Source organism: candidate division WOR-3 bacterium (genome assembly GCA_039802205.1).
GTDB lineage: Bacteria > Hydrothermota > Tepidihabitantia > SM23-42 > JAOAFX01 > JAOAFX01.
The window spans coordinates 23,240-49,503 of the sequence record JBDRWD010000011.1; the positions used below are offsets into that span (position 1 = coordinate 23,240).

The window sequence follows — 26,264 nt, forward strand, 5'->3', positions numbered from 1 at the left end:
CCGATTCTGAGGCCACATCATCAGTCTCGGCGGTTTTGGTCTCAATATTGTCGGATAGTATAATTAATCTCAGTTGTCTTATTCTAAGAATTTTATTCGCGCGCCTTTCGGATTTTCTAAATATATTAATAACGGCACAACCTTCATCCCGGGATACAAACTCTCTGCACCCTTTTTATACACTTTTAACTGATGAACATATTCGGCTTTTTCTGCACCGGTCTTGTAATCAATAATGATAACCTTATCAGGCTCAATCAATACCCGGTCGATATGAATAGAAACATCACGTTTCCCGTCTTCAAAATAAACCGGAAGTTCATTTTTAAATTTTACCTCTCGCCCATCTTTATAGAACACAAAGCGCATATCCGGGTCATTGAATAACTCTGTTAAAAGCGTTTTTAGTCTTGTGTCAATTTGCATGACTTCTTCCGGTATGCGGGCAAAATTATTCTTGATATATCTCAATAAATCCTCAATAAAATTATCAAGGTTCAAATCATCAAGCCATTCTACTCGGCTCAACGCCTTATGCACCAGATCGCCCAACTTCATCCCCGCTCGGCGGGCAGGTTCAATAATCTCGACCCCCCTCTCGGTAGGTGAATATAACTCTCTTTCTTCTTTCAAAATTGGGGTTATCTTTACTGGTTGGGTGTAAACTTTTTCTTCTCCTTTTGGCGGTTGTACGGTACGCGGAGTTATTTCATCGTAGGGTAAAGGGTTTTCCCCCAATTTCCTTTTGATTGTCTCAAACCACAATCCCCATTTTCCATTCCTGTCAGGATAACCCAAAATCCAAATACCCGTCTTTGCACGGGTAAGCGCTACATAAAGAAGATTTAAATCATCAATCTGAGATAATTCTTTCTCTTTCTCCATAAAATGTGAGAGGTATTTACCATATTTATATAAAATTAGCTTTTCCGGCTGGGATTTTTTTGAATAAACAAAAACAAACTTTCGCTGGTGACTTTCACTCCAATTGGTCTCCGGTAATATCACCACCTCAAATTCTAAACCTTTTGCCTTGTGGATGGTCATTATCCGCACCCCTTCAATCTGCGTCTCCTTGCTTTCCACGGTCTCCCCATACCGCTCAATCCAATTAATGAAATCGTGGAGTGAACCACATCCTTCCTTGATATAATCAACTGCACCGTCAAGCAATGAAGCAATGGGATAGGAAATATTAATCTTCAGCGTATTACAGATATGGAAGATAAGTTGGTAAGGATTCATAAAATAAACAACAGAGAGGAGCTCCTTGAGTTTTTTGGTTACATTCCAGTTTGGATAGTGATCAGCAAGGGTAAGATAAAGTGTTTTATTCTTTCTCTTTATTTTCCGGATGGTTTCCTCAGAAAGTTGGAATACTGGGGAAACCAAAATATGAAAGAGGCTAAAATCGTCTTCTGGATTATCCAGAAATTTCAATAAGTTCAACAGCAATTGAATATCGGGTTCGTCCATAATACTTGCCCGGGCACGGCTCAAATAAGGAATATTATTTTTGGAGAGTACCTCGGCAATCTTCCTTCCAAAGTCATTGCTCCTTACCAGGATGGCAATCTCATTCTCGCGATATCCCTTGTTCTGCAATTCTTTTATTATCTCAACCACGCGATTCTCTATTGTGCTTTCTACCTCCTCTTTTTCCCCCTGGATTTCTTCAATCCGTAACCAGCCCCCAATATTTTCTTCATCGGCTTTGTCTTTTTTGTCCAGAATCAAGTTTACAAAATCAATTATCTCTTTTTTCGTGCGATAATTCTTATCCAGCCGGTCTTCAATTATCTTCTCCGAATAGCTTTCTTTTAATTGTTCAAAAAGTTCCGGTGCTCCCTGACGCCAGCGAAATATTGCCTGATTTGGATCACCCACATAAAAGAGACTTTTTTCTTCGGGACGGTAGGAAGTAATCTCGTCGATAATCGGCATGAGTATATCTATCTGTTTGTAACTTGTGTCTTGAAATTCGTCGATCATCAGATGATTAATCTGGGCACCCAATTTAAAATAGAGATAGTCAATTTCCGCATTATTTTTTAGGCCAGCAAGAACTTCATAAGTTAAATTTTCAATATCGCTAAATGATATCACATTTTTGTTTCTTTTCTCCTCCTGAAATATTTCATAGATCTGTTTTATAGGCTTAAATTGAATGATAATTTCGTAATTAGAAAGCACCTCTAAAAAAGGTATGATCTCGCGATTGATTTCTTCAATCAGTTCCTCAAATTCTGCAGGATTTGCCAGTTTCTTACGGAAGAAATTAAAATATTGTTTGTTAAACCGTGAAACGATGAAATCTTCAAGCAATGGTTCTAGTGTTTCCGGGGTCTTTTTTGCAAGATAATCGTCTACCCGGTTTAAAAACTTTGCGATATTTGTATGCACCGAACCCTCTTTGGTATGAGTTGCGGCAACGTTCGCTTTCATAAAATCCCTCAATCTCTTTATTATCTTATAAACTCGCTCAAACCATTCATCGTATTGCTTTTTCCAATAATCTTCCCGTTCAATCAAGTGCAGAATGATTTGAATCCATGGCGTGTAATCTTTAAAGAGTCTGGTAATCGAATCCCGAATCGTTTTATTTTCGAGCATGATTAAATTTATAAGTGCTCGCGATGATTTTTCATCGAACCGTGCCTGCTCGAAATACTTATCAAGTGCCTGTTGAAAAATTAATGCCTCTTCAACTTCTTCAATAATCCGGTAATCCGGAAGGATACCAGCTTCAAAGGGAATAACCGCCAGAAAAGAGGCAAAGAGGCTATGAAATGTCGAAACATTCAGTTGGGTAAGATTATTAAGCAAATAATTTCTTTTCTGCTCAGCAATCTCTTTTAATTCTTCTTCCCGATAATATTGCCGAAAATAATTCAAGACATCAACTTCCTGGGGTTTCTCAGGCACACCGGTTGCTAAAACTTCCAAATATCTGATAATTCTTGATTTCATTTCGTAGGCTGCAGCGTTGGTGAAGGTAATGGCATAAAGTGAGTCCAAAGGATAATTGTTTTTGGATAAATAAAGGTAGAGAAAACGCTTGGTCAGAGCATGGGTTTTACCCGAGCCCGCTGCAGAGACCAAGGCGATATTTTCTATTCTCTCCATCTTTGCCTACCACAAAAAGTTTTATAAGCACAATGAATACAGAAATTGCCGTTTTCGGTTTGATAAAAAGGCACTTCAGGGTCAAGCATTTCATTAATTACAGGAGTTAATACTTTTTCCTGGAATTGAAACAAATAGTCGGCAATTGCTTCTTTTTCACAAATACTTTTTATCTCAGTTTTTTTACCAACATTATAGTAGAACAAACCACCGATTTTTTCAGGCTCCTTTCCTGCAAACATTAAAGCATAAATAGGTAACTGAAATTCAATGAAATCTTCACCTATCGCATACTCCTTACTTGCGGGTAAACTACCGGTTTTATAATCAATGATATAATAAAGGCCATCTTTCGTATCTATTCGGTCCACAAAACCAATCAGGGGAATCATCTTGCCGTCTACCTCAATCACATCTTTTAAAAAACTCTCTTCAAAGCCGGGGTGAATCATATAGCCTTCTTTAAATCTTTTGATTTCATAATTTACAAAATTTTCTAAAAATCTTTTATACAAAAAGATATCGAAGTATACCTCGGGTTTGGGAGGCAGCGCAACATATTTACTGGAGTTGAGATATTGGTCGAGCAACTCATTTACTTTTGCCACGACCTCTAATCTTTGTTCTTCGCTATATCCCTTAGGATAATGTTTTTGGTATAAATCCTTTGCCAGAGAATGGAATAAAGAACCCCACGTAAGGGCATCAAATGTTTCGGTTATCTCCTTTGGTTCGGTTATCTCCAGAAGGTATTTGAGATAAAATTGATAAGGACAGGATTTGTAGCATTTCAGAAGCGTATGACTCAAACCGTCTTTTATTCGTCTAAATAATGCTTTTAAAATTTCATCATCTTTTTTTACCTCCCTTTCTTTCGTCTCCATAGCGTTCTTTAGGAAAACAACCGGCAGGCTGTCCTCTCTAAATTCTTTAGCACGGTGGTTCATTAAAAATCGTGAGGGAATATCCATCTCTTCCTGGGTAAGATAGGAAATAAAAACTTCTTTTTTGCCCCGGGTGAGCTGGAGGAAATAATAATAGTAAAGACTGTTTCGCTCTTCTTCCGTAATCAAACCAATTGCCTTTCTCAATCCGGGGTTAATAAAAATATCCTTTTCACTCTTCTTAGGGAAAATCCCTTCATTCATTGAAGGAAGAATTATACAATCAAAATCAAGATTCCTTGCTTCCAGTAATCCGATCAACTGAATACCTCTCAGCGGTTCGCCTTCAATATGGTATCTCTCATCTTGAAGAACTTTCAAAATGAACTCTAAGGTTCCAATCCCTGGGGGAATGGCACCTTCTTCAATCTTTAGATAACTCAGGTTATGCAACCGCTCAAAAAATTCTTTAATCCCCGGAAAGTTTTTATTGATTAGATCTTGATTATAAGAAAGCAACTCATTGAGCAAGATGATTAAATTTGCGATATACTTATCAAAGGGCAATTTCTCCTCAACCGTGCTGAAACACTTATTTAAAAAATTAATCAAAGGCGAAAAATTATTACCCATTTCCTCAAGCATGAGTTGTGGTTCAAATTTCGGGGTCTTCAAAAAATAACGCTGGTTTTCCTGTATCATTTTTTTTCTTAACGCATAGACGAGCGGACGCAATTCTGTATTTTCTATTATGGCATTTTTGATTAAAGGGTGTTGGATAAAAGTAAAGAACTCATGGCAGTGAAAATTGCTGTTTACCGCTTCATATAAATGTTTCAAGAATGAATAGAAGATCAAATTTGTGAATGGTAATCCCGCCGAAATGTTACATTCTATATGATAAGAGTTAAGTATTTCAGTCACCGGAAAAAGTAATCCTTCATCGGTTAAAACAATCCCGATCCGATGTGCGTCCGGGTATTTGGTAAGGACATTCCGTACTACCTCGGCCAAATAAAATGTCTGCTTGGTAATCGTCTCCAGGGATTTGATATGAATAATCGCTCGTGGGACGGAGATATTTTTAATCACTTCTATCTTTGGAATATCCACACCCAGCTGATGTAACAATTTATAATGCAAATAGAATTCTTTATGGACATCATCGGCTGAGGCAATTTCCCTGGGGAAACCGGAATGGAGGATCATCTCAGCATTCAAGCTCTCAAGCATATTTTTTATGATAAATCTCTCAAAAGAAGTAGCAGCAGCAATCCCGGCGATGATAACCTGTTCGTATCCATGGAAAATCTTTGAATCAAAATTCTGATAAATTTTTTCAATCTGATCAATCTTATCCCGGTATCCCGATTTTTGCAAATTTTCTCGATATCGTTGATAGACCTTGCGCAAAATCGGGAGTTCGTTTTTGATATAGCGTTCGGAAAAATGCAACTCCACTGATTTCTTCTCTATATCTTCAATACTTACCCGTTCCTGACTTAATTCATCATAGAAATTTAATAGCCGATTACCGATGGCGATGAACTTTAAAAATGGAATCTCCCGCCAGTATTCAATCTTTAAATCGTCGATCGTCTTTTTTAGAATAAAGTTCCGCTCTATGGTCTGAAGGATGAGTGCCCTTTCCCCACCAATTTTTTCGTAAATAAAATCAATAAGTTCCTCGATCGTAAACATCGGTGGGGGAATAACCGCACCCTTATTTATGGATTCCAGGAGATAGCGCCGGAAATAAAATTTATTACGTTCACTCGGAAATACGATCAGAATATCGGAGAAATCCGGAAGTTTATTCCGAAATTTATCCGCAAAATATTCAGCCAGAACCCTTAAAAAAGGCTGGTCAATTGGAATAACTTTTACTTTTCCATCCAATGCCATCTTAGTTGTAATTATAAATATTTCCAAAAAAAAATCAATCTTTAAAAATAATTTCTTCGATTTAACCTTTCATTATAAACTTGGGGTAAACTTTTGGGTTTGCATTTTTTTGTTGAATTATAGGTAACTTCTATAACTTGACTATCGGGACTTAAATTATACACTCCGTAAAGTGTAGAAGGAATTCAGGCATAATGCTTATTGACTTTCCGATAATTTTGATTATAATTAGACTTAAGTCTTAAAAGGAGATACAATGGAGATTAAAATCTTAAACCAATCAATCCTTGATTTTGATGGGGACATAATAATCGTAAACCTCTTTGAAGGCGTAAAGATACCCGGTGGTGGAACCGGTGCAGTTGATAAAGCCCTGGACGGTGCAATAACCGAAATGATAAAAAAAGAAGAGATTACCGGGAAACTCGGTGAAACCGCTGTATTCCCTACTTTCGGAAAATTGAAAGCCAGCAAGGTAATGGTTGTTGGCCTTGGTAAATCCGATAAATTCGGAATTGAAGAAATCCGAAAGGCAAGTGGTTCAGCCGCAATGGCTGCAAAAAGGGCAAAGGCAAAAAAAGTAGGAACGATTCTTCACGGCGCCGGGATTGGTGGGATTGACCCTGAAGTGGCAAGCCAAGCACTCAGCGAAGGTACGCTCCTTGCCCTTTATGAGTTCAATGTTTACAAAAAAGTTGAAAATAACAAAGGAATTGAAGAATTTTATATTGTTGAGATGGACAAAAATAAGATTGGGAATATAAAAAAAGGTGTCCATCTCGGCACTATCCTTGCCCAATCCCAGAATATTGCACGGGATTTTACCAACGAACCCGCAAACAATCTCACACCGGAAAAATTTGAGAAAAAGGTTAAAGATATCATCAAAGATCTGGGACTCAGCGAGAAGATCAAAATAACAGTGATGGATAAAAAAGAGATAGAAAAACTCAAGATGGGTGCACTACTTTCGGTTGCCCAGGGTAGTGAGAATGAACCGAGATTTATCGTTTTACGATATGAAAATTCAAAAGGCCCTCTAATAAGCTTAATTGGCAAAACGGTAACTTTTGACTCGGGTGGTATTTCATTAAAACCTTCTGAAGGAATGGGTGCAATGAAGGGTGATATGACGGGTGGTGGCGTGGTATTTGCAACGACGCTCGCACTGGCACGGGCAGATGCAAAGGTCAATCTTTTGACAATAATTCCAGCGGTAGAGAATATGCCTTCAGGCAAGGCATCAAGACCCGGAGATATTGTAAGGGCAATGAATGGCAAAACGATTGAAATAATCTCAACTGATGCCGAAGGCAGGATGACCCTTGCCGATGCTTTATGCTATGCAGAAAAAGAAGGGGCAAAGACAATCGTTGATATTGCGACACTAACCGGCGGATGTGCGATTGCCTTAGGTGAAATCACTGCTGGTGTAATGGGTAATGACCAGGAATTGATAGATAAATTGCTCGCAATCTCAAAAAATACTGGCGAACGGATGTGGCAATTGCCTCTGTTTGAAGAATACGATGAGAAGATAAAGAGTGATGTTGCAGATATAAAAAATTCTGGGGGCAGGCTTGCATCACCGATTACTGCAGGAATGTTTTTAAAACACTTTGTGGAAAAGGCAAAATGGGTTCACATTGATATTGCGAGCAAAGAGTTTGCAGAAAAAGACCGATTCTATCAACCAAGGGGTGCCACAGGCTTTGGTGTGCGCACCTTATTTGAATTCTGTAGAAATATTAAGTAGGAGCGGTTTCCCAACCGCGATCAATCCCCGCTGGAAGCGGCTCCTACATCACAACATTACATAAAATTGCGAAAATATAGGGCAAACCACACTTTTTACTTAGACTTATTAAGTGATCATGGGTAAAAGCATGTCAACTGCTTTACCTCTATAGCCCCATTTTAATCTTAAAGCCTAATCCCAGCGACTTATACCTCTCACTTTGAATTCTCCGAATTTCAAAAGGACAATTCCTTTTTGATTATTTGTCTTAGTCTCAATGGCGACGGTAGAACCTTCTTGGTTAATCAATCTATTCATTTCACTATTTAGGGCAAATCGGGTGGCTCCGAAAGAGCGACTGCCAATATCGTAAGTAATTAAAATTATTTCTTTCCCAGCAATTGCAGTAATGTATAGCCGTTCTATATTAATCTTTTTCCTATAAAAAAAAATATCAGAACAGAGAAAAAAAGGATTAATAGATTCGCCTTTATTATCTGAGTATTCTTCCGTCCACAATATATTTCCATCTTTATCATACTTCAATAAAACAATCTTATTCAGTTCATTCTCATCTTCGCTACTCCCTGCAACATATACAGATAGCGATTCATCTACTATGAGACCCGTGGGACTGTCATTTCTGTGCGCCGGACCATCATATTTCTTAGCCCAGAGCAGTTTATTCTTCTTATCATACTTGAGTATGAAAAAATCATAACCCGTGTCATCATTTACACTAATACCCGTGAGATAAATATTTCCTTCTTTATCAGTCTTAATATCATGCAAAGCACCCTCTAATCCAGGGCTCTCATAAGTTGTCATTTTCAGAAAACTTCCAGAACTATCAAAAAGCATATGGCAGAAATTTCTTTTATCCTTCAAAACGCCACCAACAATTAATTCATTAGATTCTGCTATCAGAAACTTCAAACTTGCCATATCGCAGTTGGGTAGATAATGCTTTCTTATCCAGACCAGCTCTCCATTGGTTAGAACCTTTGATATAACTAAAGTAGAAGAATCTTCAGAACTTTTCTGCCAGCCTATTGCTAATATATCATTTTGACGTGTCGCCAGCAAAATACCATCAAGTTCAACCATAGATTTATGGATACCGCGCGCCCATTGCATATTCCCTAAGCTATCATATTTGAGAACTACCAGATTATTAGCATTTTCGCTATCAACCGCAGTAGCCAAAACATAAATCCCTAACTTGTTTTCTAATGTATTCTCCGAAATTAAGAGGATACACCTTCCATTACTTGATTTATAAATTCTATCTTGAAACAATCGACACCATCTTAGATTCCCTTGTGAATTATACACTCCAACTAAGCAGACTTCGTTTCCGTTGTTTTTCTGATAAGAACCACAAATGTAAATATTTTTGGAATCTGTAAGACTATTTAGTTTATAACTGCCTGCCCCGGCCGGTTCAAATCGACGAGTCCATTCAACCTTAATGTTACTACAACTCAATATCAACCAGTAAAAAATTACTACCTGCCCGATTTTTTTTCGCACAGACTATTATAACAAGAAATCGTTTTATGTCAACCCCCCAGATGTTGTCACTGATTTTTTGATAAATTTTTTGGTGTTAGCGCTTCAATCTGAGATTCAAATAGATGTCGGTAACATTCACAGTTTTCTAATAAATAATCATGGTTTCCTTTAGCAACAATTTTGCCTTTATCTAACACAAATATCATATCGGCTTCTAATATGGTGGCAAGCCTATGAGCTACTAAAATAATGATACGTCCGCGCTTTAAATTCTGCAAAGATTTCTGGATGAGATTTTCTGAAAATGAATCAATTTGGGAAGTTCCTTCATCAATAATCAAAATTTTTGGATTCTTTATGATTGCGCGTGCTAATGCAATCCTTTGTTTTTCACCGCCCGATAGTTTAGCACCTTTTTCGCCAACTATCGTTTCATAACGATAGGGAAGATTGTTAATAAAATCATGGGCGTAAGCCAATCTCGCTGATTCTACTATTTCTTTATCAGAGGCATCAGGTTTTCCCATCTTTATGTTCTCTTTGATTGTAGTGCTAAACAAGAACGGTTCCTGTGGAACCAAACTTATCATCCTCCTTAAAGCTCGTTTGTCAATTCTTCTTAATTCCGTGTTATTTAGAAAGATTTTCCCTTTATATGAATCGTATAATCCTAACAACAAATTTATTATAGTTGTCTTCCCTGTACCACTCTCCCCCACCAGTGCAGTAATTTCATTTTCATTAAAAACTAAATTTATCTGTTTTAATATTTCCTTCTTTGAATCATAGGCAAACGTAACATTATAATATCGCACTTTCTTTACCACGGGAGGTGCTAATCCACATTGATATTCACCAGAAACAGGGGTATCTAAAACATGATAAATTCTTTTAATTATAGCAATTGATTGTTGAATCCTTGTATTTGTATATATGAGAGATTGGATATTCGAAAAAATCATATTTAGATACGCAATCACAACATAGACCGTTCCCACAGATGTTCTGCCGTGCATAATTTGAATTCCAAGAATGTATATCACAGCTAATGTGCTCAAGGCAGTTATCAAAGAAGTTGTATCATAGATAGCTGCCCTTAGATATTCTTTTACTATTGACCTTTTAATTAAAGCTTTTAAATCTTTAATTATTCTTAATTTAAAAAAGTTTTCAAGACCATGCGATTTGATAAAATAAACGGAAGAGAAAACTTCCTGATATTTATTCCCCATGGTTGCTTGTGCTTCTTGTACTTCATTAGTTACTCGTCTTATTCTTCTAAGAAATAAAAATGTCATCAAAACATAAATAGGAATTAAAATAATCATAGCAAGAGCTAAGATTTCACTAATTGCAAATGTTATGGAAATGATAGCGATAATGGTAAAGAAAGGGGTAGCAATATTAGTAAATATATCAGTAAATATGTTGCCCAATGATTCTGTGTCTGATATTATTCGGGTACTTAAGTATCCTGATTCCTTATCTCTGAAAAAAGAAATTGGCAATAGTTGAATATGCTTAAACAAACCCAATAGTATAAAAAATTTGATTTTCTGTTTTGTTTTTTCAATCCAAAAGTCTTGAAGCAAAAGGAGAATATAAGATATGGCTACATTTAGGAAATACAGAAAGGCAACGCCCTTCAACAATGTAAAATTTTTGCACACGAAAACATCATCAATCAAGAATAGAATCAACAGTGGTCTAACGGTCCTTAAGCCCGTAGATAATAAAGTGGCACATAGAATTGTAATTCCTACTTTCCAATGAGGTAAGATAAAAGAGCGTATAAATCTTAGTTCAACTCCGAAATCTGATTTGTTATCCAATCCCTACTTCCTACTTCGTTAACCACAATAACCATTCGTCATTAATTTCATTCAGCGCCTTTCCATAGATTTCGTGTAACGCTGCAACAAGGCTGTCCCAACTTTTTGCTCCTTTGTATAATGCCACAAAAGACTTAATGCCATAATTTGTAATCAAGAATTTAACAAAAGAAGCAGCCTCAAAATAGGCAATGTCTTCAGGAATACTACGAAATTTCCACATAAGAGTATCAAGAGGAACTAATTGATTTTTCAATCTCAATTCGTCTATAATACTATCTAGCTTCTGTGGTTCCCATATAAACGTATAGTAAGTAGCAACTCCTTCCACCAAAAAGTCCATGGAAACATCAATAATCGCATATGTAATTGCGTGAACTATTTCATGATAACTCAGCGCGGGAGCAATTATTGTTTTTGTTTTCCCGGGGAAACAAGTACCACCTGCACTACTTAGTTTACCCTGGAGCAAGCCTGCTTCCTCTTTGTCTTTGCATAGATAGTAATCGATTCGTTCGTGCTGTACTCCCAGTTCCTGTGTTACATCTTCATAAAAATTATCAATGTCGGTTATCATACTATCAGATACAATTTGCCTGCTATAGATATTAAAGTATTTTGACCGAAATAATTTCCAATCTTTTGTAAAGAATTTCCAATTTACAATAACTATCTTACCATTCTCATCGGCAAAATAGACAATCCTTTCCATTACTTTTTGCTTACCATCTTTCGTATAAGCGGAAACTAAAACTCTATAATATGAAGTAGAATTGTATGATTTCTTTTCAACACCATCCACAACAATTTTGAGATTAGAAAGGATTTTACACCATTTGTCAAAAGTAGTAGAATCCGATGGTGTATCATGCTTTGAATAAAACTGCAAGTATTTAGCGTAATTATGCGTGTATGCCGTATTGAAGTATTCGCGGCATGCTTCTTCTATTTGCACTAACTTGCTTTTTTCACTATTAATGTGGGGAAAGCAAGTTAAGAGGCATAGAAAAATGACAAGCTTAGGATACTTTATTAGAACAACATGATTCATATTAAACTCCTTTCTTCGTATAAGGGCGGAAAGAACCCTGCAGAGATGCGATTATTTATGGAATGTAGACATAAAGGCCATCGCACTCAACAGTTGCCCCAAAGTTTAATTCTGGGCAACAGGTACAAGGCGATGGTGGTTCAGTCGTATGAGGCACGCTTGGTCCTCGATTAAGAAGCCTTATGTGTGCCATATCTATCACCTCCTTTCAACCGCACTGTTGTCTTTAAGTACCCTCAGCAGAAGTTCTCTCCGCCCGGTATTTAGCAAGTCTCTTATTTAAATATTCGTACCCAACTAAGTCAACCAAATAAGCATAAGCAAACAAATTTATTTCAAGAACTCTTTGGGCGAAATTACAGACAATTTCTGAAATTGGTTTATAATCATCCAATAGATCCCCGGCATGACATCCGCCCCCACATATATTTCTCGCCCAACACACATTACAAATTTTTCTCCGGTTACTAATAATCTGGTGATATTTCGACTGACAATTTCTGCTGAATCCTTGATTCAAATTCCCCATGAGGTAATTTTGAAGTCCAATAAACACGCCGCAAGGATATATTTCGCCATTTGGCGAAATAGCAACTTGGTATTGTCCCATTCCACAGCCCAAGGGTTTTCTTAATCTAAAATGTAAGTTTGCAATATCTCTCATATTAGCAAAAGATATCTCGGGACGCTGCATAAAACACTCAACCATGTATTTACAGAAATTAAGGTAATTTTTAAGATAAATCTCTCCCATTGCGGTATTAGGATCAATTCCATATATCCGATAATCACAAAACGCATTTGGCGCGGCTTTACCAAACGAAAGTCTTCTTGCCCCAAGCTGAAAAAAATGTTCAGCTGTATTAATCATATCTAAATTATACCTTGTGATCGTCGTCCTTATTAATATCCTGTCTGGATCATAATGTTCTAATAATTTTTTGAGATTCTTTACTACTATGTCATATGAACCTATTCCGTTTTTGAATGGTCTACATCGATTCTGGACATCAGGTGGTCCATCTAAACTTAGATTCAGGTATATTTTATAATTCTTTATAAACTGCAGTATTTTATCATCAAGAACAGAACCGTTTGTAGAAAGAAGAAAAAGAATTTCTTTATTATACTTCTCTGCCATTTTCTTGCCGTATTCCACGGTGATCTTTATCGTCGGAAAGTTTAATAATGGTTCTCCACCCGTAAACGAAACTAAACAAATTTTTGCATCACCAGATTCGTGCATTAAAAAATCTATAGATTTAATGCCTATTTCGGGTGGCATGGGCGTGTGTCTTTTATAAAAAGCACCTTTGTCAGCAAGGCAATAAATGCAATTCAAATTGCAATCTTGTGACACAATCATCATTAATTGCGATATAGGTTGAGAAGCATTCACACTGGATAGATTATCTATTTTATCATCTTTGAGACTATCAAAAAAGCCTAATTTCAATAAAGCAGCGTACAGGTCACTAATTTCAGTCAAAGAATATTTTTCAATGGCTGTTTTTGGAGAAGTCAAAAATTCATACGCCATCTCATCTAACTGATATATTTCAAGTGTAGAAGATTTAAATGCTAAATTTTTGCTTTCAATTCTAAAAATATGAATTTCTCTCGGGTCGTAATGTATATTCGAATAAACTTCTGAAGTGTTGACAGAATTTTCATTGTCCATTGCCATTGTATCCTCCATCTTCAAAATTTTGAATGTACACCAAAAATCTTGGTAATTAACGGTACATCTGAATGAGTGCTGATTTTTGCCTTGCCTGACAGGTAAAGCTTTGAAATCAAGCAATCAGGGACATTCGTAACTGTTATTTTCATCCTTACCCAACCTCTGCCCCAGTCATCCGGATTTACAATTTCGTCTATTGCATCTACTGCACCATCAAGCCACGGATATTGCGGAAATGGATATGCGTTAAGAAAAATTTTAACCTTTGTTCCCCTCTTAACTTTAAAAACTTCGTTTTCGCTTATATGGCACGAAAAGTAAATGTTTTCTAAATTAAACAATTCAAGTAATTCATCCCCTTCATTAATTTTTTTTCCCACATCCAGTGCATTTTTTAGACAGCAAAAACCATCGATGGGTGAACAAACTACTGCTGCGGCTAACTTACTCTTTAAAGTAGATATTTCGTTTTGAATCACTTGTAACTCCCGCACTTTCTGCTTTATTAATCTCTTATATCGCTTATGTTGTATGACTACACTCTGGTTGTACACATTATATGTAGCGAGTTTAATCTTGTAGTCTCTCACTCTACTATCGTAATCTGATTTGCTTATTAGGTGTTTACTATAGAGAGTTTCTGCAATTATGTATTTTGAATATGCTTCATCGAGTTGATATTTTAACTGCTCTACACTAACATTCCCCCAAGATGATTCATAGAGAGAATTTTGAAATAAATTCTTTTCACTAATAAGTAACTCAGATATCTCATCCTCAAGATTCTCACGTTTGAATAAGAGCGAATATAATTCATTTTCGATAGCTGTTTTATCAAAAATAACCAGTGTATCCCCAATTTTAACCTCCTGGCAATCCTTAACAAATATGTATTTTACAATCCCGTTTATTTTTGAATACACCTTGATTTTATTTTTAGCATCAATATATCCTAAGGCAACAATCTCCTGTTTCGTACTCAATTTTATAATTAACAAAATGTTAATCACAGCAAGCAAAAAGATGATAAATAGAATAAATATTGCGTTTCTGCTCATAATATACAAGTATCGACGAATCATCCTGAAGACCTGGGTTTTCAAAATGACGATTTCCTTTGGCATAGAATTTTTTCCTCTGTTTTATCTAAATCAATAGGTATGTATTCTGTTACTAGCCAGAGCAACTTCCCATTCTCTGATAAATGGTTGCATTCGTGCGAAGAATTTAACATAAATTGTTTGCGCAAAAAATATGATAACTCAAAGAAGCTGTATGGACTTATAAGGTAGGTAGGTAGGTAGGTAGTATTTACTAATTCCTATTAATAGCATAGTCTATTCTATTAACATAATGTTTTTTGTCAAGAGGAAAATGAATGTGGGTAAAAAACCTGATTTTATGCGGGTTTGCACGATTTTGGTTCTTAACTTTGTAGTAAATTTTTGTAGCATATTTTCAAAAATTTTTAAAAGAAAGAAATTAATGTGGATAACTTCAAGACTTAAGTATTAAAAAGAAGCATAAGAAAGAATAGCAGTGAATATAACCCCAAAAAAGGAAAATACCTTATAGTAAGTAGGAGCGGTTTCCCAACCGCGATCAATCGCCGCTGGAAGCGGCTCCTACATCACAACATTACATCAAAATTGCGAAAATATAGGGCAAACCTTCAGAGCCTGCCCCGAACCTTGTTTCGGGTCTGCCTTTAATCAATAAAAACGCGATTACGGACTGAATTCTTCATTCTCCGAGCGATAATTACCAAAAACTGATATTCCACCTATCGCATAGATTTTATTATTCACGACACCGACTGCCAGTGCCCTTCTTGGTGTAGGCATTGCAGGCTTTGTTGTCCAGGTATTTGAATTGGGGTCATATTCTTCATTTAACGAAAGGAAATTTTTACCATCAAATCCGCCGATTGCATATATCTTGCCATTAACAACGCCAACTGCCAAACCACCCCTTTTTAAAGACATATCAGTCTTTGTCTCCCAGGTATTCGTTGCCGGGTCATAGACCTCAACGACTGAAAGATAACCACTATCATTGGCACCACCAATAACATAAATTTTCCCATTCACCACCCCAACACCAACCCATGCCCGCAAGGTCGGCATTGGTGCTCTTGTAAACCACTGGTTTATTCCCGGGTCGTATACTTCATTCGTTCCCAGATAATTTCCATTCGCATAACCACCGATCGCATAGATTTTATTGTCAACGACCGCAATGCCAAGACATTCCCGCGGAAATGACATCGGCGCCTTCGTTGTCCAGGTATCGGTTTGTGGGTCATACATTTCATTTGTGGAAAGTGCTCCACCGTTTTCACCACCAATTACATAGATTTTGCCATTTACTACTGCCGCGCCAGCTCCGTACCTTGGGGTGGGCATAGGACTTTTTGTCGTCCAGGAATCAATCATTGGGTCATATACTTCATTCTTATCGCAGTAGTAGGTATATTTACTGTATCCACCTATCGCATATAATTTTCCATCAACAACCCCTATTCCAAGACCATCCCTTTTCGTCGGCATCTCTGCCCTTTTTACCCATGGTCCACCAACTCCCGTGATTACAATCTGTGCAGGAGATGACCAACCTGAAGTATCACCATTTACATCTATTGCCTGTGCCCTGACCAAATATATATCCGGTGTGCTCCAGGAATGTCGTGCGGTTGTTGACTCGCCTGACCCAACAAAATCAGTCCATTCCGATATCACACCATCACCCCAATCAAACCTAAGTGCAACATTATCTTCATCAATATCTATTGCGGCCGAAGAAAAATTATAAAAAGAATCAACCAATCCACTTTCTGGTCCGGAAGGAGTCACCGGTATCATAGGGCAATTATTTTTGCCACCACAGGCAATTATTACCAATAAAATGGCAACAATGTATGAATATTGAGAAAATCCTGCCATAATTACCTCCTATTAGATTATAACAATTTTTTGTGAAAAATTTGTGAAAAAATGCAAAAGATAATAATCTTCAATATCACTGGACAATTAGAACAGGAATTTATTTTCAATAATCATAGTATTTTAAACACCAAAATTTCAACCACAAGATTGAAATCAGGGGTTTATTTTATACAAATCTATGCCGAAGATATACATCAAATCAAGAAATTGATTATTATTAGATAAATACACTAATACTTTAATTAGTGAATTTGCTTCGGTTCTCACATACCCTGCGGAAGTGATAACCCTGGATTGATATTGTTACAGCAGTTGGAAATAAAGTCGGGCTTTTGAACAAGGTCCAGAAAAACAATAGCCAGAAATAACGAAAATAAACCAGTTTCAGTCTTATTTTCCAGCCTTTCTGGAAAAAGTATTATGCTTTATTGCCGTACCAGCATCTAAGCCCATCCACCAAAAACCATTTTTTAATATCCCCAGACTTCCTGGAGATATACGGTTCTTCTACAGGATGGACACAAAAATCTTAAATGTTCACTACGGTATGGTGGTGGAGAAGGCATTTTGGGCATCGCCTCCTCACCGAATTCTTGTGATAATACCAAAAATAGATTGGGATTGGCATAGGCAAGTTCGCCAACCCGGCGGGCAATCCATAATAGATGCGCCCTTGTAGTAATTACCTCACCACACCGTTCACACAAAATCAATTCTTTCTCAATCGCATTCTCATAACCTTCTTTCTTGATCTGCGCCAGGTCATATTCCTGGGTGTGATAGATCCCCTCTTTTGTTGTGCAATATGCAACACACTGACCACAATATATACAACGCTCCTGATAATGGATCTCCCGGCGCACTCTTTTGATTTTATCATCAATCTGGGCACGGGCATTTGCCGGACATACCTCAACGCAGGCACCGCATAAAATGCACTTATCAAAATTGAACTCTATCTTTCCCCGAAATCTTTTCGCCGCGGGCGAAGGTTTAAACGGAAATTTACTTGTATAAGGACCTTTAAATATCGCCCTTATTGCCTCACCAAGTTCCCTCAATTTTGGCTTACGCATCTTGCCTCCCGGATATTCTTGCAAGGCTAAAGCCTTGCCTTACATTATTTTTCTTATTCACCCTTATTCTCACCTCTTAACCCTTTTTCTTCTATCTGCTCTCCACCCAACTTCTCAGCACCGTATCTATCAATGATTGACTCTTTCCAGAGTTTTATTCCATAATGAAGAGAACCCTTTAATAAGGCATGAGCACCAACAGGATTGGTCAAAAGCAAGAATACACCACAGATTAACGCCTTTATACCCGTCTGGGAAAAGCCATAAAGCAAGAATATACCAATCATTAAACCGAATGAACCAAGGGTAACACATTTTGTAGAAGTCTGGAGACGATTGTAAATATCAGGGAATCGGACAAGTCCCACGGTTCCTAACAAATTAAACAAAATTCCAATCCAGATTATTATCCAGCCAATCGGGCTAATCATCTAAACTCCTTCTTTCCAGATACTTTGCAAGGGCAAGGGTGCCAATAAAACTGAACAAGGCGATGATGATTGCCAGATCCATTAGATAAGGCAGGTTATAGAAGATTGCAGTGAGGGCGGTAATATTTACAAATATCGTTCCCATAATATCCACACCCACGGCACGGTCCGGAATTGTCGGACCCTGCTGAATTCTATATAAACATAAGAACGCACTGAAGGTAAGAACTATAAACATCAGAATCATAATACACTCCTCATTGAATGCCAAATAAATCGAGCAAATGCACTTTTCTCTATAAATCCCAAATCCCAAGCATCAAATCCCAAACAAATCACGAATTTCAATAATCTAAATGAAATGTCGTTGTTTGTTGGTTGCGAAAAGCGATTCGTCTGTAGTTGGTCGTAACACGAAACCGCTTTTCTAAACCTTAGCGCATTTCGCAACCGTAAAACGCTTGAACATCTTTTCGGATTTCGGGTGCTAATCAAATATCCTCCTCAAAAATCGCTCAAATGGTCGGGCAATAATCTTTGATGCATTCTCAATATCGGTTGCCTGAACATAAATCCAGTGGATGTAGAGATAATCTCCATCTATATCCACGGTCATCGTTCCTGGGGTAAGGGTAATTGAGTTCGCCAAAAATACTTTTCCGGTATCGGATTTCAGATTCGTCTTAATCTTAACAATACCTGGTTTCAATGGTCTCTGGGGATGGAGTGTCCGGTATGCTACATCAAGGTTTGCTTTGATCATATACCATATAAATACAGGAACATAAATTATCAACCAGAATAATCTATGCGGCTGGAGCAATTTTTGTGGCTTATCAGTAAAATAACCACCAAATAATATCGTTCCTAAAAGAACTACAATCACACCCGCAATAATATGGTCTAAATTAGTTGTCAAAGTTAATAAGAGCCATAGCCCAAAGCCAATTACAAAATAAATTACATATTTCATAGGAACCATCCTTTTTCAACCTTATTTACCCTTCTTAACCCTTCTTCACCCATCTTCCGTGGAAGCATCATACCTCCCTTCACCCTCACCCTGAAATGAATTCGGGGCAGGCTCTTAATCCTCTCCCTTCAAGGGATAGGGAATGGCGGAATGGTTTCATTAAAATCCTCCCAATATCAGATTGATGTATTCAGTTCCTCTGAGCAATGCCTCAGCCGCCGGTTGTATCACAAAATCCATCATTGGTTTATACCCAATTCCCAAGAGAATAATTAAAATGACCAAAAATACCATTGCCACACGCATAAGGAATGGAGATTCTTTAGCCTCTACCCCATTTTTCTTCAAATACACATTGTTTTCAATCTTTAGCAAATAGCCAAGTGTAACACCGCTGAATCCAATTGCCACGATTGCAAGCCACAAGAACCCTTGTTTTATCGCACCAATGGCGATTAAAAATTTTGCGAAGAACCCCACAAGTGGTGGAAGTCCTATCAAAGACAAAGCACCAAATCTAAAACTCCAGGCAGTTGTCGGCATTCTCTCACCCAGACCACCCAGTTTATTAATATCCCTCGTGCCGGTTGCATATACTACAGAACCTGATGTTAAAAATAGTAAGCCTTTGGCAAGTGCATGGGCAAGGATATATAGTATTGCACCCGCAACACCATAAAAATTACCAACCCCTAAACCAAGCATTATATAACCCACCTGGGAAACCGTAGAATATCCTAACAGGCGTTTATAATCGTTCTGGTTTAGTGCAGTAACTCCTGCGAAGATTATTGATAAAAGCCCCAAGCCAATGAGAATATTAAAGAAGAAAGGCGCATTTTCGCGATTGAGACCGAATATATTAAAAATAAACCGGGCACTTGTATAAACTCCAAGGACTTTGATAAACACACCAGAAAGTAGACTCGATATTGGTGCAGGTGCTGCCGGATGGGCATCAGGAAGCCAGAAATGGAATGGCACAAGTGCTGCCTTTACTGAAAAAGCAAAGAGCAAGAGTGATAGAATTGACCAGTAGAATGCCGAATCCTTTATTGATTGCAAAGAAAGGGCGATATCCGCAAGGTTCAATGTTGAAGTCTTGGCATAAATCAATGCTATCGTCAAAAGAAGTGTCATACCGGCGATTTCGCCCATAACCATATATTTAAAAGAAGCCTCAAGTTCTTCTGCTTCTATACCGAAACTCACAAGGGCATAAGAAGCGATTGCAGAGATTTCTATCCAGACAAACATATTGAATAAATCACCGGTTACCGAAATACCCATTAAACCGGTAGTAATCAACATATATAATGTCCAGAATTTCCATTGACCTGTATAATGGTTCAAATAGCGGATTGCAAAAAGGGCACCAGAAAACACGACAATTGAAATCACCAGTGTCATAAATGCCGATAGGGCATCAAAACTGAATACGATACCGATCGGCGGTGGCCAGTTACCAAATTTATAAACGAGCATCGGAAATCCCTGGATTACTGCAATTCCATATAACGAAAGAACAAATAATAAAAAAGTAGTAATATTGCCAATAATTGGTGCAAATGGTTTCCATAATTTAGAGAGAAGAGGTATGAGGAAGGCAGATAACAAAGGTATAGCAATTAAAAGTGGTAGAAAGGTCATGCTCTCCTCCTTATTAAAAGGGAGAAGAGGGGAAAAAACGGGTAAAGAGGGGAAAACGCGGCTTGATATAATATTTTAATCATGCCGTTACCTCCAATTTCTTTTTGGTGAGTGATTGAATTAATCTCATCAGGAGATAATCTGTCCGCACAATTAAATTATTGAGAACTGCATATTCTCTATTATTAATGAGATTATCCTCAAGACAATCATCAACATCGCCAGAAAGTTCACCAAGAGAACCTTGGGCAATTGAAAGATGATGAATGTAATCACCAATTGAACTTCTCTTGTATCCTTCCTGAATATTCTGCTTTATAGACCTTGGGAATTTTTTGGTAATTTCATATACTAATTTCCTCAATTCACAAGCATTTTTCCATACAATTAACTTGGTATATCCCTTGACCATTAAGCCTTTCACTCCTTTTCCCCCATTCATCTCTTTTCTTCCTTCTTCACCCATACCTTTTTCAACTATCCCTTTTTTACCCCTTTTCAACCTTATTTTCCCTTCTTCACCCATTCTTGTTAGCCCTTTAACTTCTTTATCTCACTCACATCAAATGTCTTGAACTTTTCGTATATTCGGACGATGAAGGATAGGAGCAGGGCGGTTGTTCCAAGACCAATCACAATTGCGGTAAGAACAAGTGCCTGGGGGACCGGGTCAACAAAATTATGAGGCATATCAAGTTTCGTTATGATTGGTGCAATCGCGCCCTTTTTAAAACCAATTAATGCAAAGAGCAAATTCACGGCATACTCCATTATTGCAAATCCAATCGCAATCTTTATTAAATTGCGCTTTGCAACAACTGCATACAAACCAATTAGAAATAAAATCATACAACTTGCGAAAACAACCATCAGTCCTCCTTATTATATCGTCTACCGTTTACCGCTGACCGTTGACCGACATCATAATTGTGCGTACCTTTTACCGTTGACCGTTTACCGTTAACCGATTGCTCAAGTTTAATCAACATAGGAGAAATACGAATGCAAATTTCGCGGAGATTTTCATAAATATTCTGACTTATGAGCTTACGCCTTTTCAAAAGCGTTATCATTGGGATACATTCACGGTCGGATGTTAGTGTTATCTTGTAGTAATGCTTTTTCTCTCTATTAGAAATCTTACCACTGCCTTCAGCAATATTGCTCACAATAGAAAGTGCGGTACGTCTGAAATTGTCACCGAGCGAACTTTGCAATTGCCACGGTATTTTAGAAGTAATTTCAAAAACTTCGTCAACAAAATCAAGCGCAAGTTGATAGACATCAAGTTTTTCAAAATCAAAAACAAAATTTTTATAATCGGTAAACGGTTCACGGTTAACGTTTATCGGCTTTTCACTCATATCAGTCCTCCATTATATATTTCAATGCGGCAAGGGCAAGGAAAATAGATAATAGGCCAACCGAAACCTTTATACCGATCGCAATATTACATATTGGTATCAAACCAGCACTGAAAAGATGTAAGGGTTTACCGAGTCCAAAAATGGGTTCGTTCAAAAAGAATACACCTGCTACCAATAATCCCGTAAACGCTGCACCCCAGAAGAGCAGGGCACCGATACTTTCAAATACCGAACCAATCGTAGATAATCTTTTTTCTTTTTCCGCAGCACTTCCAAAAGAAAGGACCCGCAAAATTAATGCACCCGAAACAATAACGCCACCAGCAAAACCACCCCCTGGTGTTAAATGTCCATGCAAAATAATATAGATACCATACATAAATATGAAACCACTTACGAGATTTGTGATACGCCTAACGATAAGGCTCATAGCGCCTCCTATTTTCTTCCTGTTTTCCTCATCACCGCCAGTACTCCAATCACTGATGTGAATAGCACCGTTGCCTCACCGAGTGTATCAAGTCCGCGGAAATCAAGGATTACATCCGCAACAATGTTTGCACCACCAACTTTAGGTAAGCCCAATTTTATATATTCACTCGCCACCTTCATAATCGGCGAACCAAAAGGCGGCAAAGAGCTGAATATCCGTTCAATTATAATAATAAAAAGAATCACAAAAAATCCGTAAAAAACCAAGCCCGAAATTTGTGCGGGTGTGAATTTCTTATTCACAGTTTCGTCAATGTCTGTTGTTCTAAAGATTACGGCAACAAATATAATTACCGTAAGAATCTCTACTACTATCTGAACAATAGCAAGATCTGGTGCCTGGAGCAAAATAAACAGAATTGCCACAGAAAAACCAACTGCACCCACTGCTATCGCTGCCGCCAGTAAATCCTTTATTTCAATTGCGATGATTGCAGCAATAATCATAAAAACTAAAAATAGATATATCTCAATCATTATCTCACTCCTAACAGTAGCAATATTATCAATAGTCCTAAAAATATCCAGCCTATATATCCCTGTAACTCACCAGTGTGAATAGCAGAAAAGATGCTTCCAAGCGCAACTACAATCCGTGACAAAGCCTGGTAGGTTATGACAAAGAATTTATTTATCACTTCTCGGAAGAGAACTGAAAATCCTCCCGATACCCCACGTAGATAATTATAGAAATCAAATGCACCCTCTTCACCAAATTTGTAGGTTTTTTCTAACATATCAATTTGGTGAACAGATGAATAAAAATTTGGACCGGTAATTCTTGCCTCTTCTGTATCAAGAACCTCGCCTCCGACAAATATCTTTCCCTTCCGGGGTCTGAGTGCGGTTCCGAAAATAAAGATGATTAGTCCGATTCCAATGCCTGTAATCATCAAAATTGTGGTCAACCCCGCAGACCAGAATCCAATTGGGGCAATCTTCAAAAATGGCAGTGCGGGATAAATCAGCCTTGAAAGCGGTATTTGCTCCGCGAAAATGCCAAATATGATACACAAGAAGGCAAGTATTAATGTAGGTGTTACCATTTCAAATCGCACTTCTCGCACCTTATCAAATTCCATTGGCCTTTCACCTAAGAATAAAGAATGTATCATCTTCAAAAAAGATGCCAAAGTTAAAACACTTCCAAACATCGCAGCAACCAAGAATATAATCCATAAATTCGTTTCTTTATTCAATTCAATTATTCCCTGATATACCATCCATTTTGAATAAAAACCATTGAACGGTGGAACTCCGGAAATTGCAAATGCCGCCACAATAAAACAGAACGCTGTTAAAGGCATCCTTGTACCAAGACCACCAAGATGGTCAAGTTCGGTTGTGCGTGCACGATATTCAACCGAACCTGCAGACAAAAACAAACAGGCTTTGTATATTACGTTATTTATCATATGAAACAGCCCCCCTGCAACTGCCACTGGTACGCCTGTACCGATGCCAAGAATCATATACCCTACCTGTGATACCGCATGGAATGATAACAAGCGCATCGCCTCTTTTTGCACAAGTGCCATCATAACGGCAAAGATAATCGTTATTGCACCAATAACCATCAAGGTCATTCTTATCGGCATTGACTGAGTTATGTCAAATATATAATAAGAAATCCTGACGAGAAAATATATACCTAATAGTTTATCAAGACTCGCTGGAATAAACGCCATCGTTGAAGCAGGTACAACCTTTGCTGCCTCCGGAATCCAGGTATGCAATGGCATCGCACCTGCCTTGGCAAGGGCACCGACAAGAAGCAAAATATAGGCGGTGATTAAAACACCACTATTAAGCCCAAGTAAAGGCTCGGCAGGAAAGTTTGCATTACCGACAACCGAATAAACAATGATTATCCCCAGCATCAAAATGAAGTCCGAAACTCCCACAATCGTCAATGCCTTCCTTGCCGCTAATACACTGTATTTTTTACCGACGAGTAAAATACCATAGAGGGAAAAAACGAGCATATTCCAGAATATCAGCATCAATATCAAATTCCCGCTGAGGACCACACCGTTAGCCCCGGAAAGTGTTAATCCAAGGTATAATTGATAGACCTCCTCTCCATGCATCTTCTTCATCGTAATCTCTGAATAGAGTAAAATCAAAAATGCAAAAAACGAATTAAACAGGAGGATAAATCTTGTGAGATTATCGACATAAATGCGGAAATCAATTCCCGGGATGCTGGCAATGTTATATGAGAAATATTGATTCTGAAAGAGCAGGTAAATCCTCAGAGAAAGATAGAAGGTGATGACAAATCCAAGGAAACCCATTATTTTGCGAAGGCGTTTTATCAAAAAGCCGAGCAATCCACACATCACCGGGAGGAGTAAGATATAATAAAGTTCACTCATTAGATGCCTCCGAGATAGGTTAAAATTTCATAAAAAAAGATTCCCAGAACAAGGGAAAGCAATGTTAGAACAAAGACCACCCCGATTTCAACAACCCCCGGCTTCCTTTCCATCTTCACCATCATAAGGTCACATTTCTCCCCATAGAATAATTCATGATAAAAGCGGTCACTGTATAAAAGAGTAAATATTGCTACTGCAATCGCAAAGAATCCAAAAAGAATGTTCTTCTGCACCGCACCAATTACAACCATCAGTTTGGCGAAAAAGCCGATCATTGGGAAGAAACCCACTAATGAACTAAACAACAATGCCATATTGACTGTGAGGACCGGTGAGACCTTGAGCATACAGGAAATATTTTTGATATTTGCCTCGCCGGTAACATCTTCAATCGTGCCTGTGCCGTAAAAGAGACCAGATTTTGCCAGGGCATGGGCTAAAATATAGATGATCGCACCGTATTTTCCAAAATAACCACCAGCAGCAAATCCCAAGAGGATAAAACCAATTTGGCTTATCGTGGAATAGGCGAGTAGATACCGCAACCGATTGGTGATGTAAGCCGAACCGCCGGCAATTAAACTGGAAATGACCGCCAGATAACCAATAACCAAAAAATAGTTCACTGGTATCGCAGGATTATCGACAAAAAGCCGGTAAAACAATATTAAACCAAGATTTTCAGCAATCCCGGCGAGCGAGCCACCAATGGCAGAAGGAATCGCAGCGTAGGCAGGTATCAACCAAAAATGCAGTGGCAGAATCACTGATTTGGCAAAAATCCCAATGGTGAGCAAGACAATCGCCGGAATACTAAAGTTTTTTATTTCGGAGATTAAAAAAGAATTATTATCAAGATACAAGATACCAATTCCGATAAGCATCAATCCGGCAGCCAATAGGTTGGTGATGAATACCACATTGCCTGCCTCAATCTGTTCATTCCGGCGATAGTAAACAACTGCCCGCCATACTCCAAGGGTTGAAAGTTCCCAGCAGAGATACATCCATAATAAGTTGGTGGTGAGTGCCACCCCGATACCTGAAAGCACAATTAATAGCAGCATTAAGTAATATTCTAACCTGTGCCCTTTCTGCCTTATCGTACCCAAAGCATAGAGGAAAGACATAAAACCAATGAACAAAAAGCTAACTGCCAGAAAAATGCCGATTTTATCAGTTATCAAACCAAATTCCGCCATGAACTACCTCTT

At 37.9% G+C, this 26,264-nt stretch carries 22 protein-coding genes and 1 pseudogene; 1 reads left to right on the plus strand and 22 read right to left on the minus strand.

Annotated features, from left to right (window positions below; translation table 11 throughout):
• Positions 1-78 precede the first annotated feature (78 nt).
• Together ABIL39_03850 and ABIL39_03855 are read right to left on the minus strand one after the other, a co-directional pair.
• The gene (locus ABIL39_03850) at positions 79-3,126 is read right to left on the minus strand and encodes a UvrD-helicase domain-containing protein (protein MEO0165254.1); all 3,048 of its coding nucleotides are present in this window, start codon (positions 3,124-3,126) and stop codon (positions 79-81) included.
• A complete protein-coding gene (locus ABIL39_03855) occupies positions 3,114-5,915 on the minus strand; it encodes a PD-(D/E)XK nuclease family protein (GenBank protein ID MEO0165255.1) in 2,802 nt (933 codons plus the stop codon). Before ABIL39_03855 ends, ABIL39_03850 begins: the two co-directional genes overlap by 13 nt.
• A gap of 256 nt (positions 5,916-6,171) precedes the next feature.
• On the opposite strand from ABIL39_03855, the gene ABIL39_03860 reads away from it, so the two are divergent.
• Positions 6,172-7,671: a leucyl aminopeptidase gene (locus ABIL39_03860; protein ID MEO0165256.1), complete on the plus strand. Its 1,500-nt coding sequence runs from the start codon at positions 6,172-6,174 to the stop codon at positions 7,669-7,671.
• A 174-nt stretch (positions 7,672-7,845) separates the two neighbouring features.
• On the opposite strand, the gene ABIL39_03865 is transcribed toward ABIL39_03860, so the two are convergent.
• The 20 genes and pseudogenes from ABIL39_03865 to ABIL39_03960 all read right to left on the minus strand — a co-directional run bounded on the left by ABIL39_03865 (position 7,846) and on the right by ABIL39_03960 (position 26,252).
• Positions 7,846-9,186 (minus strand): hypothetical protein, encoded by a 1,341-nt coding sequence (locus tag ABIL39_03865; GenBank protein ID MEO0165257.1) that lies wholly within the window; start codon positions 9,184-9,186, stop codon positions 7,846-7,848.
• Positions 9,187-9,233: 47 nt separating this feature from the next.
• Positions 9,234-11,000 carry an ABC transporter ATP-binding protein gene (locus ABIL39_03870; GenBank protein ID MEO0165258.1) on the minus strand — a complete coding sequence of 589 codons (1,767 nt, stop codon included), beginning with the start codon at positions 10,998-11,000 and terminating at the stop codon, positions 9,234-9,236.
• Positions 11,001-11,010: 10 nt separating this feature from the next.
• Positions 11,011-12,051 carry a hypothetical protein gene (locus ABIL39_03875; protein MEO0165259.1) on the minus strand — a complete coding sequence of 347 codons (1,041 nt, stop codon included), beginning with the start codon at positions 12,049-12,051 and terminating at the stop codon, positions 11,011-11,013.
• Positions 12,052-12,106: 55 nt separating this feature from the next.
• Complete coding sequence (locus ABIL39_03880; protein ID MEO0165260.1) at positions 12,107-12,244, minus strand: hypothetical protein; 138 nt, start codon at positions 12,242-12,244, stop codon at positions 12,107-12,109.
• A gap of 33 nt (positions 12,245-12,277) precedes the next feature.
• The gene (locus tag ABIL39_03885; protein ID MEO0165261.1) at positions 12,278-13,738 is read right to left on the minus strand and encodes a radical SAM protein; all 1,461 of its coding nucleotides are present in this window, start codon (positions 13,736-13,738) and stop codon (positions 12,278-12,280) included.
• 14 nt (positions 13,739-13,752) lie between these two features.
• Positions 13,753-14,859, minus strand: coding sequence for an efflux RND transporter periplasmic adaptor subunit (locus ABIL39_03890; protein ID MEO0165262.1), 1,107 nt, complete (start codon positions 14,857-14,859; stop codon positions 13,753-13,755).
• 603 nt (positions 14,860-15,462) lie between these two features.
• Positions 15,463-16,677 (minus strand): kelch repeat-containing protein, encoded by a 1,215-nt coding sequence (locus tag ABIL39_03895; GenBank protein ID MEO0165263.1) that lies wholly within the window; start codon positions 16,675-16,677, stop codon positions 15,463-15,465.
• 241 nt (positions 16,678-16,918) lie between these two features.
• Positions 16,919-17,083 (minus strand): annotated as a pseudogene (locus tag ABIL39_03900) (DUF4070 domain-containing protein).
• 67 nt (positions 17,084-17,150) lie between these two features.
• Positions 17,151-17,756, minus strand: coding sequence for a 4Fe-4S binding protein (locus ABIL39_03905; GenBank protein ID MEO0165264.1), 606 nt, complete (start codon positions 17,754-17,756; stop codon positions 17,151-17,153).
• A 53-nt stretch (positions 17,757-17,809) separates the two neighbouring features.
• Positions 17,810-18,187, minus strand: a complete 378-nt coding sequence (mnhG, locus tag ABIL39_03910) for a monovalent cation/H(+) antiporter subunit G (protein MEO0165265.1) — start codon at positions 18,185-18,187, stop codon at positions 17,810-17,812.
• Positions 18,180-18,434 (minus strand): monovalent cation/H+ antiporter complex subunit F, encoded by a 255-nt coding sequence (locus tag ABIL39_03915; GenBank protein ID MEO0165266.1) that lies wholly within the window; start codon positions 18,432-18,434, stop codon positions 18,180-18,182. The genes mnhG and ABIL39_03915 overlap by 8 nt, the downstream gene beginning before the upstream one ends.
• A 240-nt stretch (positions 18,435-18,674) precedes the next feature.
• The gene (locus ABIL39_03920; GenBank protein ID MEO0165267.1) at positions 18,675-19,160 is read right to left on the minus strand and encodes a Na+/H+ antiporter subunit E; all 486 of its coding nucleotides are present in this window, start codon (positions 19,158-19,160) and stop codon (positions 18,675-18,677) included.
• Positions 19,161-19,319: 159 nt separating this feature from the next.
• Positions 19,320-20,810: a proton-conducting transporter membrane subunit gene (locus ABIL39_03925; protein MEO0165268.1), complete on the minus strand. Its 1,491-nt coding sequence runs from the start codon at positions 20,808-20,810 to the stop codon at positions 19,320-19,322.
• 79 nt (positions 20,811-20,889) lie between these two features.
• On the minus strand, positions 20,890-21,336 hold the full coding sequence (locus ABIL39_03930) for a four helix bundle protein (GenBank protein MEO0165269.1): 447 nt from the start codon (positions 21,334-21,336) through the stop codon (positions 20,890-20,892).
• A 5-nt stretch (positions 21,337-21,341) separates the two neighbouring features.
• Positions 21,342-21,680: an NADH-quinone oxidoreductase subunit K gene (locus ABIL39_03935; GenBank protein MEO0165270.1), complete on the minus strand. Its 339-nt coding sequence runs from the start codon at positions 21,678-21,680 to the stop codon at positions 21,342-21,344.
• Positions 21,680-22,174 (minus strand): four helix bundle protein, encoded by a 495-nt coding sequence (locus ABIL39_03940; GenBank protein MEO0165271.1) that lies wholly within the window; start codon positions 22,172-22,174, stop codon positions 21,680-21,682. Before ABIL39_03940 ends, ABIL39_03935 begins: the two co-directional genes overlap by 1 nt.
• Position 22,175: 1 nt before the next feature.
• Positions 22,176-22,607, minus strand: coding sequence for an MnhB domain-containing protein (locus tag ABIL39_03945; protein ID MEO0165272.1), 432 nt, complete (start codon positions 22,605-22,607; stop codon positions 22,176-22,178).
• Between the two features lie 8 nt (positions 22,608-22,615).
• Complete coding sequence (mbhE, locus tag ABIL39_03950) at positions 22,616-23,146, minus strand: hydrogen gas-evolving membrane-bound hydrogenase subunit E (protein MEO0165273.1); 531 nt, start codon at positions 23,144-23,146, stop codon at positions 22,616-22,618.
• Complete coding sequence (locus tag ABIL39_03955) at positions 23,146-25,047, minus strand: complex I subunit 5 family protein (GenBank protein MEO0165274.1); 1,902 nt, start codon at positions 25,045-25,047, stop codon at positions 23,146-23,148. Before ABIL39_03955 ends, mbhE begins: the two co-directional genes overlap by 1 nt.
• Complete coding sequence (locus tag ABIL39_03960; GenBank protein MEO0165275.1) at positions 25,047-26,252, minus strand: complex I subunit 5 family protein; 1,206 nt, start codon at positions 26,250-26,252, stop codon at positions 25,047-25,049. Before ABIL39_03960 ends, ABIL39_03955 begins: the two co-directional genes overlap by 1 nt.
• Positions 26,253-26,264: the final 12 nt, after the last annotated feature.

Bases quoted from the DNA above. Each gene is read 5' to 3' on its own strand.
- ABIL39_03895 (MEO0165263.1), bottom strand. From the start codon at position 16,677: ATGGCAGGATTTTCTCAATATTCATACATTGTTGCCATTTTATTGGTA.
- ABIL39_03945 (MEO0165272.1), bottom strand. From the start codon at position 22,607: ATGAGCCTTATCGTTAGGCGTATCACAAATCTCGTAAGTGGTTTCATA.
- ABIL39_03925 (MEO0165268.1), bottom strand. From the start codon at position 20,810: ATGACCTTTCTACCACTTTTAATTGCTATACCTTTGTTATCTGCCTTC.
- ABIL39_03915 (MEO0165266.1), bottom strand. From the start codon at position 18,434: ATGATTCTGATGTTTATAGTTCTTACCTTCAGTGCGTTCTTATGTTTA.
- ABIL39_03875 (MEO0165259.1), bottom strand. From the start codon at position 12,051: ATGAATCATGTTGTTCTAATAAAGTATCCTAAGCTTGTCATTTTTCTA.
- ABIL39_03960 (MEO0165275.1), bottom strand. From the start codon at position 26,252: ATGGCGGAATTTGGTTTGATAACTGATAAAATCGGCATTTTTCTGGCA.
- ABIL39_03855 (MEO0165255.1), bottom strand. From the start codon at position 5,915: ATGGCATTGGATGGAAAAGTAAAAGTTATTCCAATTGACCAGCCTTTT.
- ABIL39_03880 (MEO0165260.1), bottom strand. From the start codon at position 12,244: ATGGCACACATAAGGCTTCTTAATCGAGGACCAAGCGTGCCTCATACG.
- ABIL39_03930 (MEO0165269.1), bottom strand. From the start codon at position 21,336: ATGGGTGAAGAAGGGAAAATAAGGTTGAAAAGGGGTAAAAAAGGGATA.
- ABIL39_03905 (MEO0165264.1), bottom strand. From the start codon at position 17,756: ATGCGTAAGCCAAAATTGAGGGAACTTGGTGAGGCAATAAGGGCGATA.
- mnhG (MEO0165265.1), bottom strand. From the start codon at position 18,187: ATGATTAGCCCGATTGGCTGGATAATAATCTGGATTGGAATTTTGTTT.
- ABIL39_03885 (MEO0165261.1), bottom strand. From the start codon at position 13,738: ATGGCAATGGACAATGAAAATTCTGTCAACACTTCAGAAGTTTATTCG.
- ABIL39_03940 (MEO0165271.1), bottom strand. From the start codon at position 22,174: ATGAGTGAAAAGCCGATAAACGTTAACCGTGAACCGTTTACCGATTAT.
- ABIL39_03860 (MEO0165256.1), top strand. From the start codon at position 6,172: ATGGAGATTAAAATCTTAAACCAATCAATCCTTGATTTTGATGGGGAC.
- ABIL39_03955 (MEO0165274.1), bottom strand. From the start codon at position 25,047: ATGAGTGAACTTTATTATATCTTACTCCTCCCGGTGATGTGTGGATTG.
- ABIL39_03935 (MEO0165270.1), bottom strand. From the start codon at position 21,680: ATGGTTGTTTTCGCAAGTTGTATGATTTTATTTCTAATTGGTTTGTAT.
- ABIL39_03920 (MEO0165267.1), bottom strand. From the start codon at position 19,160: ATGAAATATGTAATTTATTTTGTAATTGGCTTTGGGCTATGGCTCTTA.
- ABIL39_03890 (MEO0165262.1), bottom strand. From the start codon at position 14,859: ATGCCAAAGGAAATCGTCATTTTGAAAACCCAGGTCTTCAGGATGATT.
- mbhE (MEO0165273.1), bottom strand. From the start codon at position 23,146: ATGATTGAGATATATCTATTTTTAGTTTTTATGATTATTGCTGCAATC.
- ABIL39_03850 (MEO0165254.1), bottom strand. From the start codon at position 3,126: ATGGAGAGAATAGAAAATATCGCCTTGGTCTCTGCAGCGGGCTCGGGT.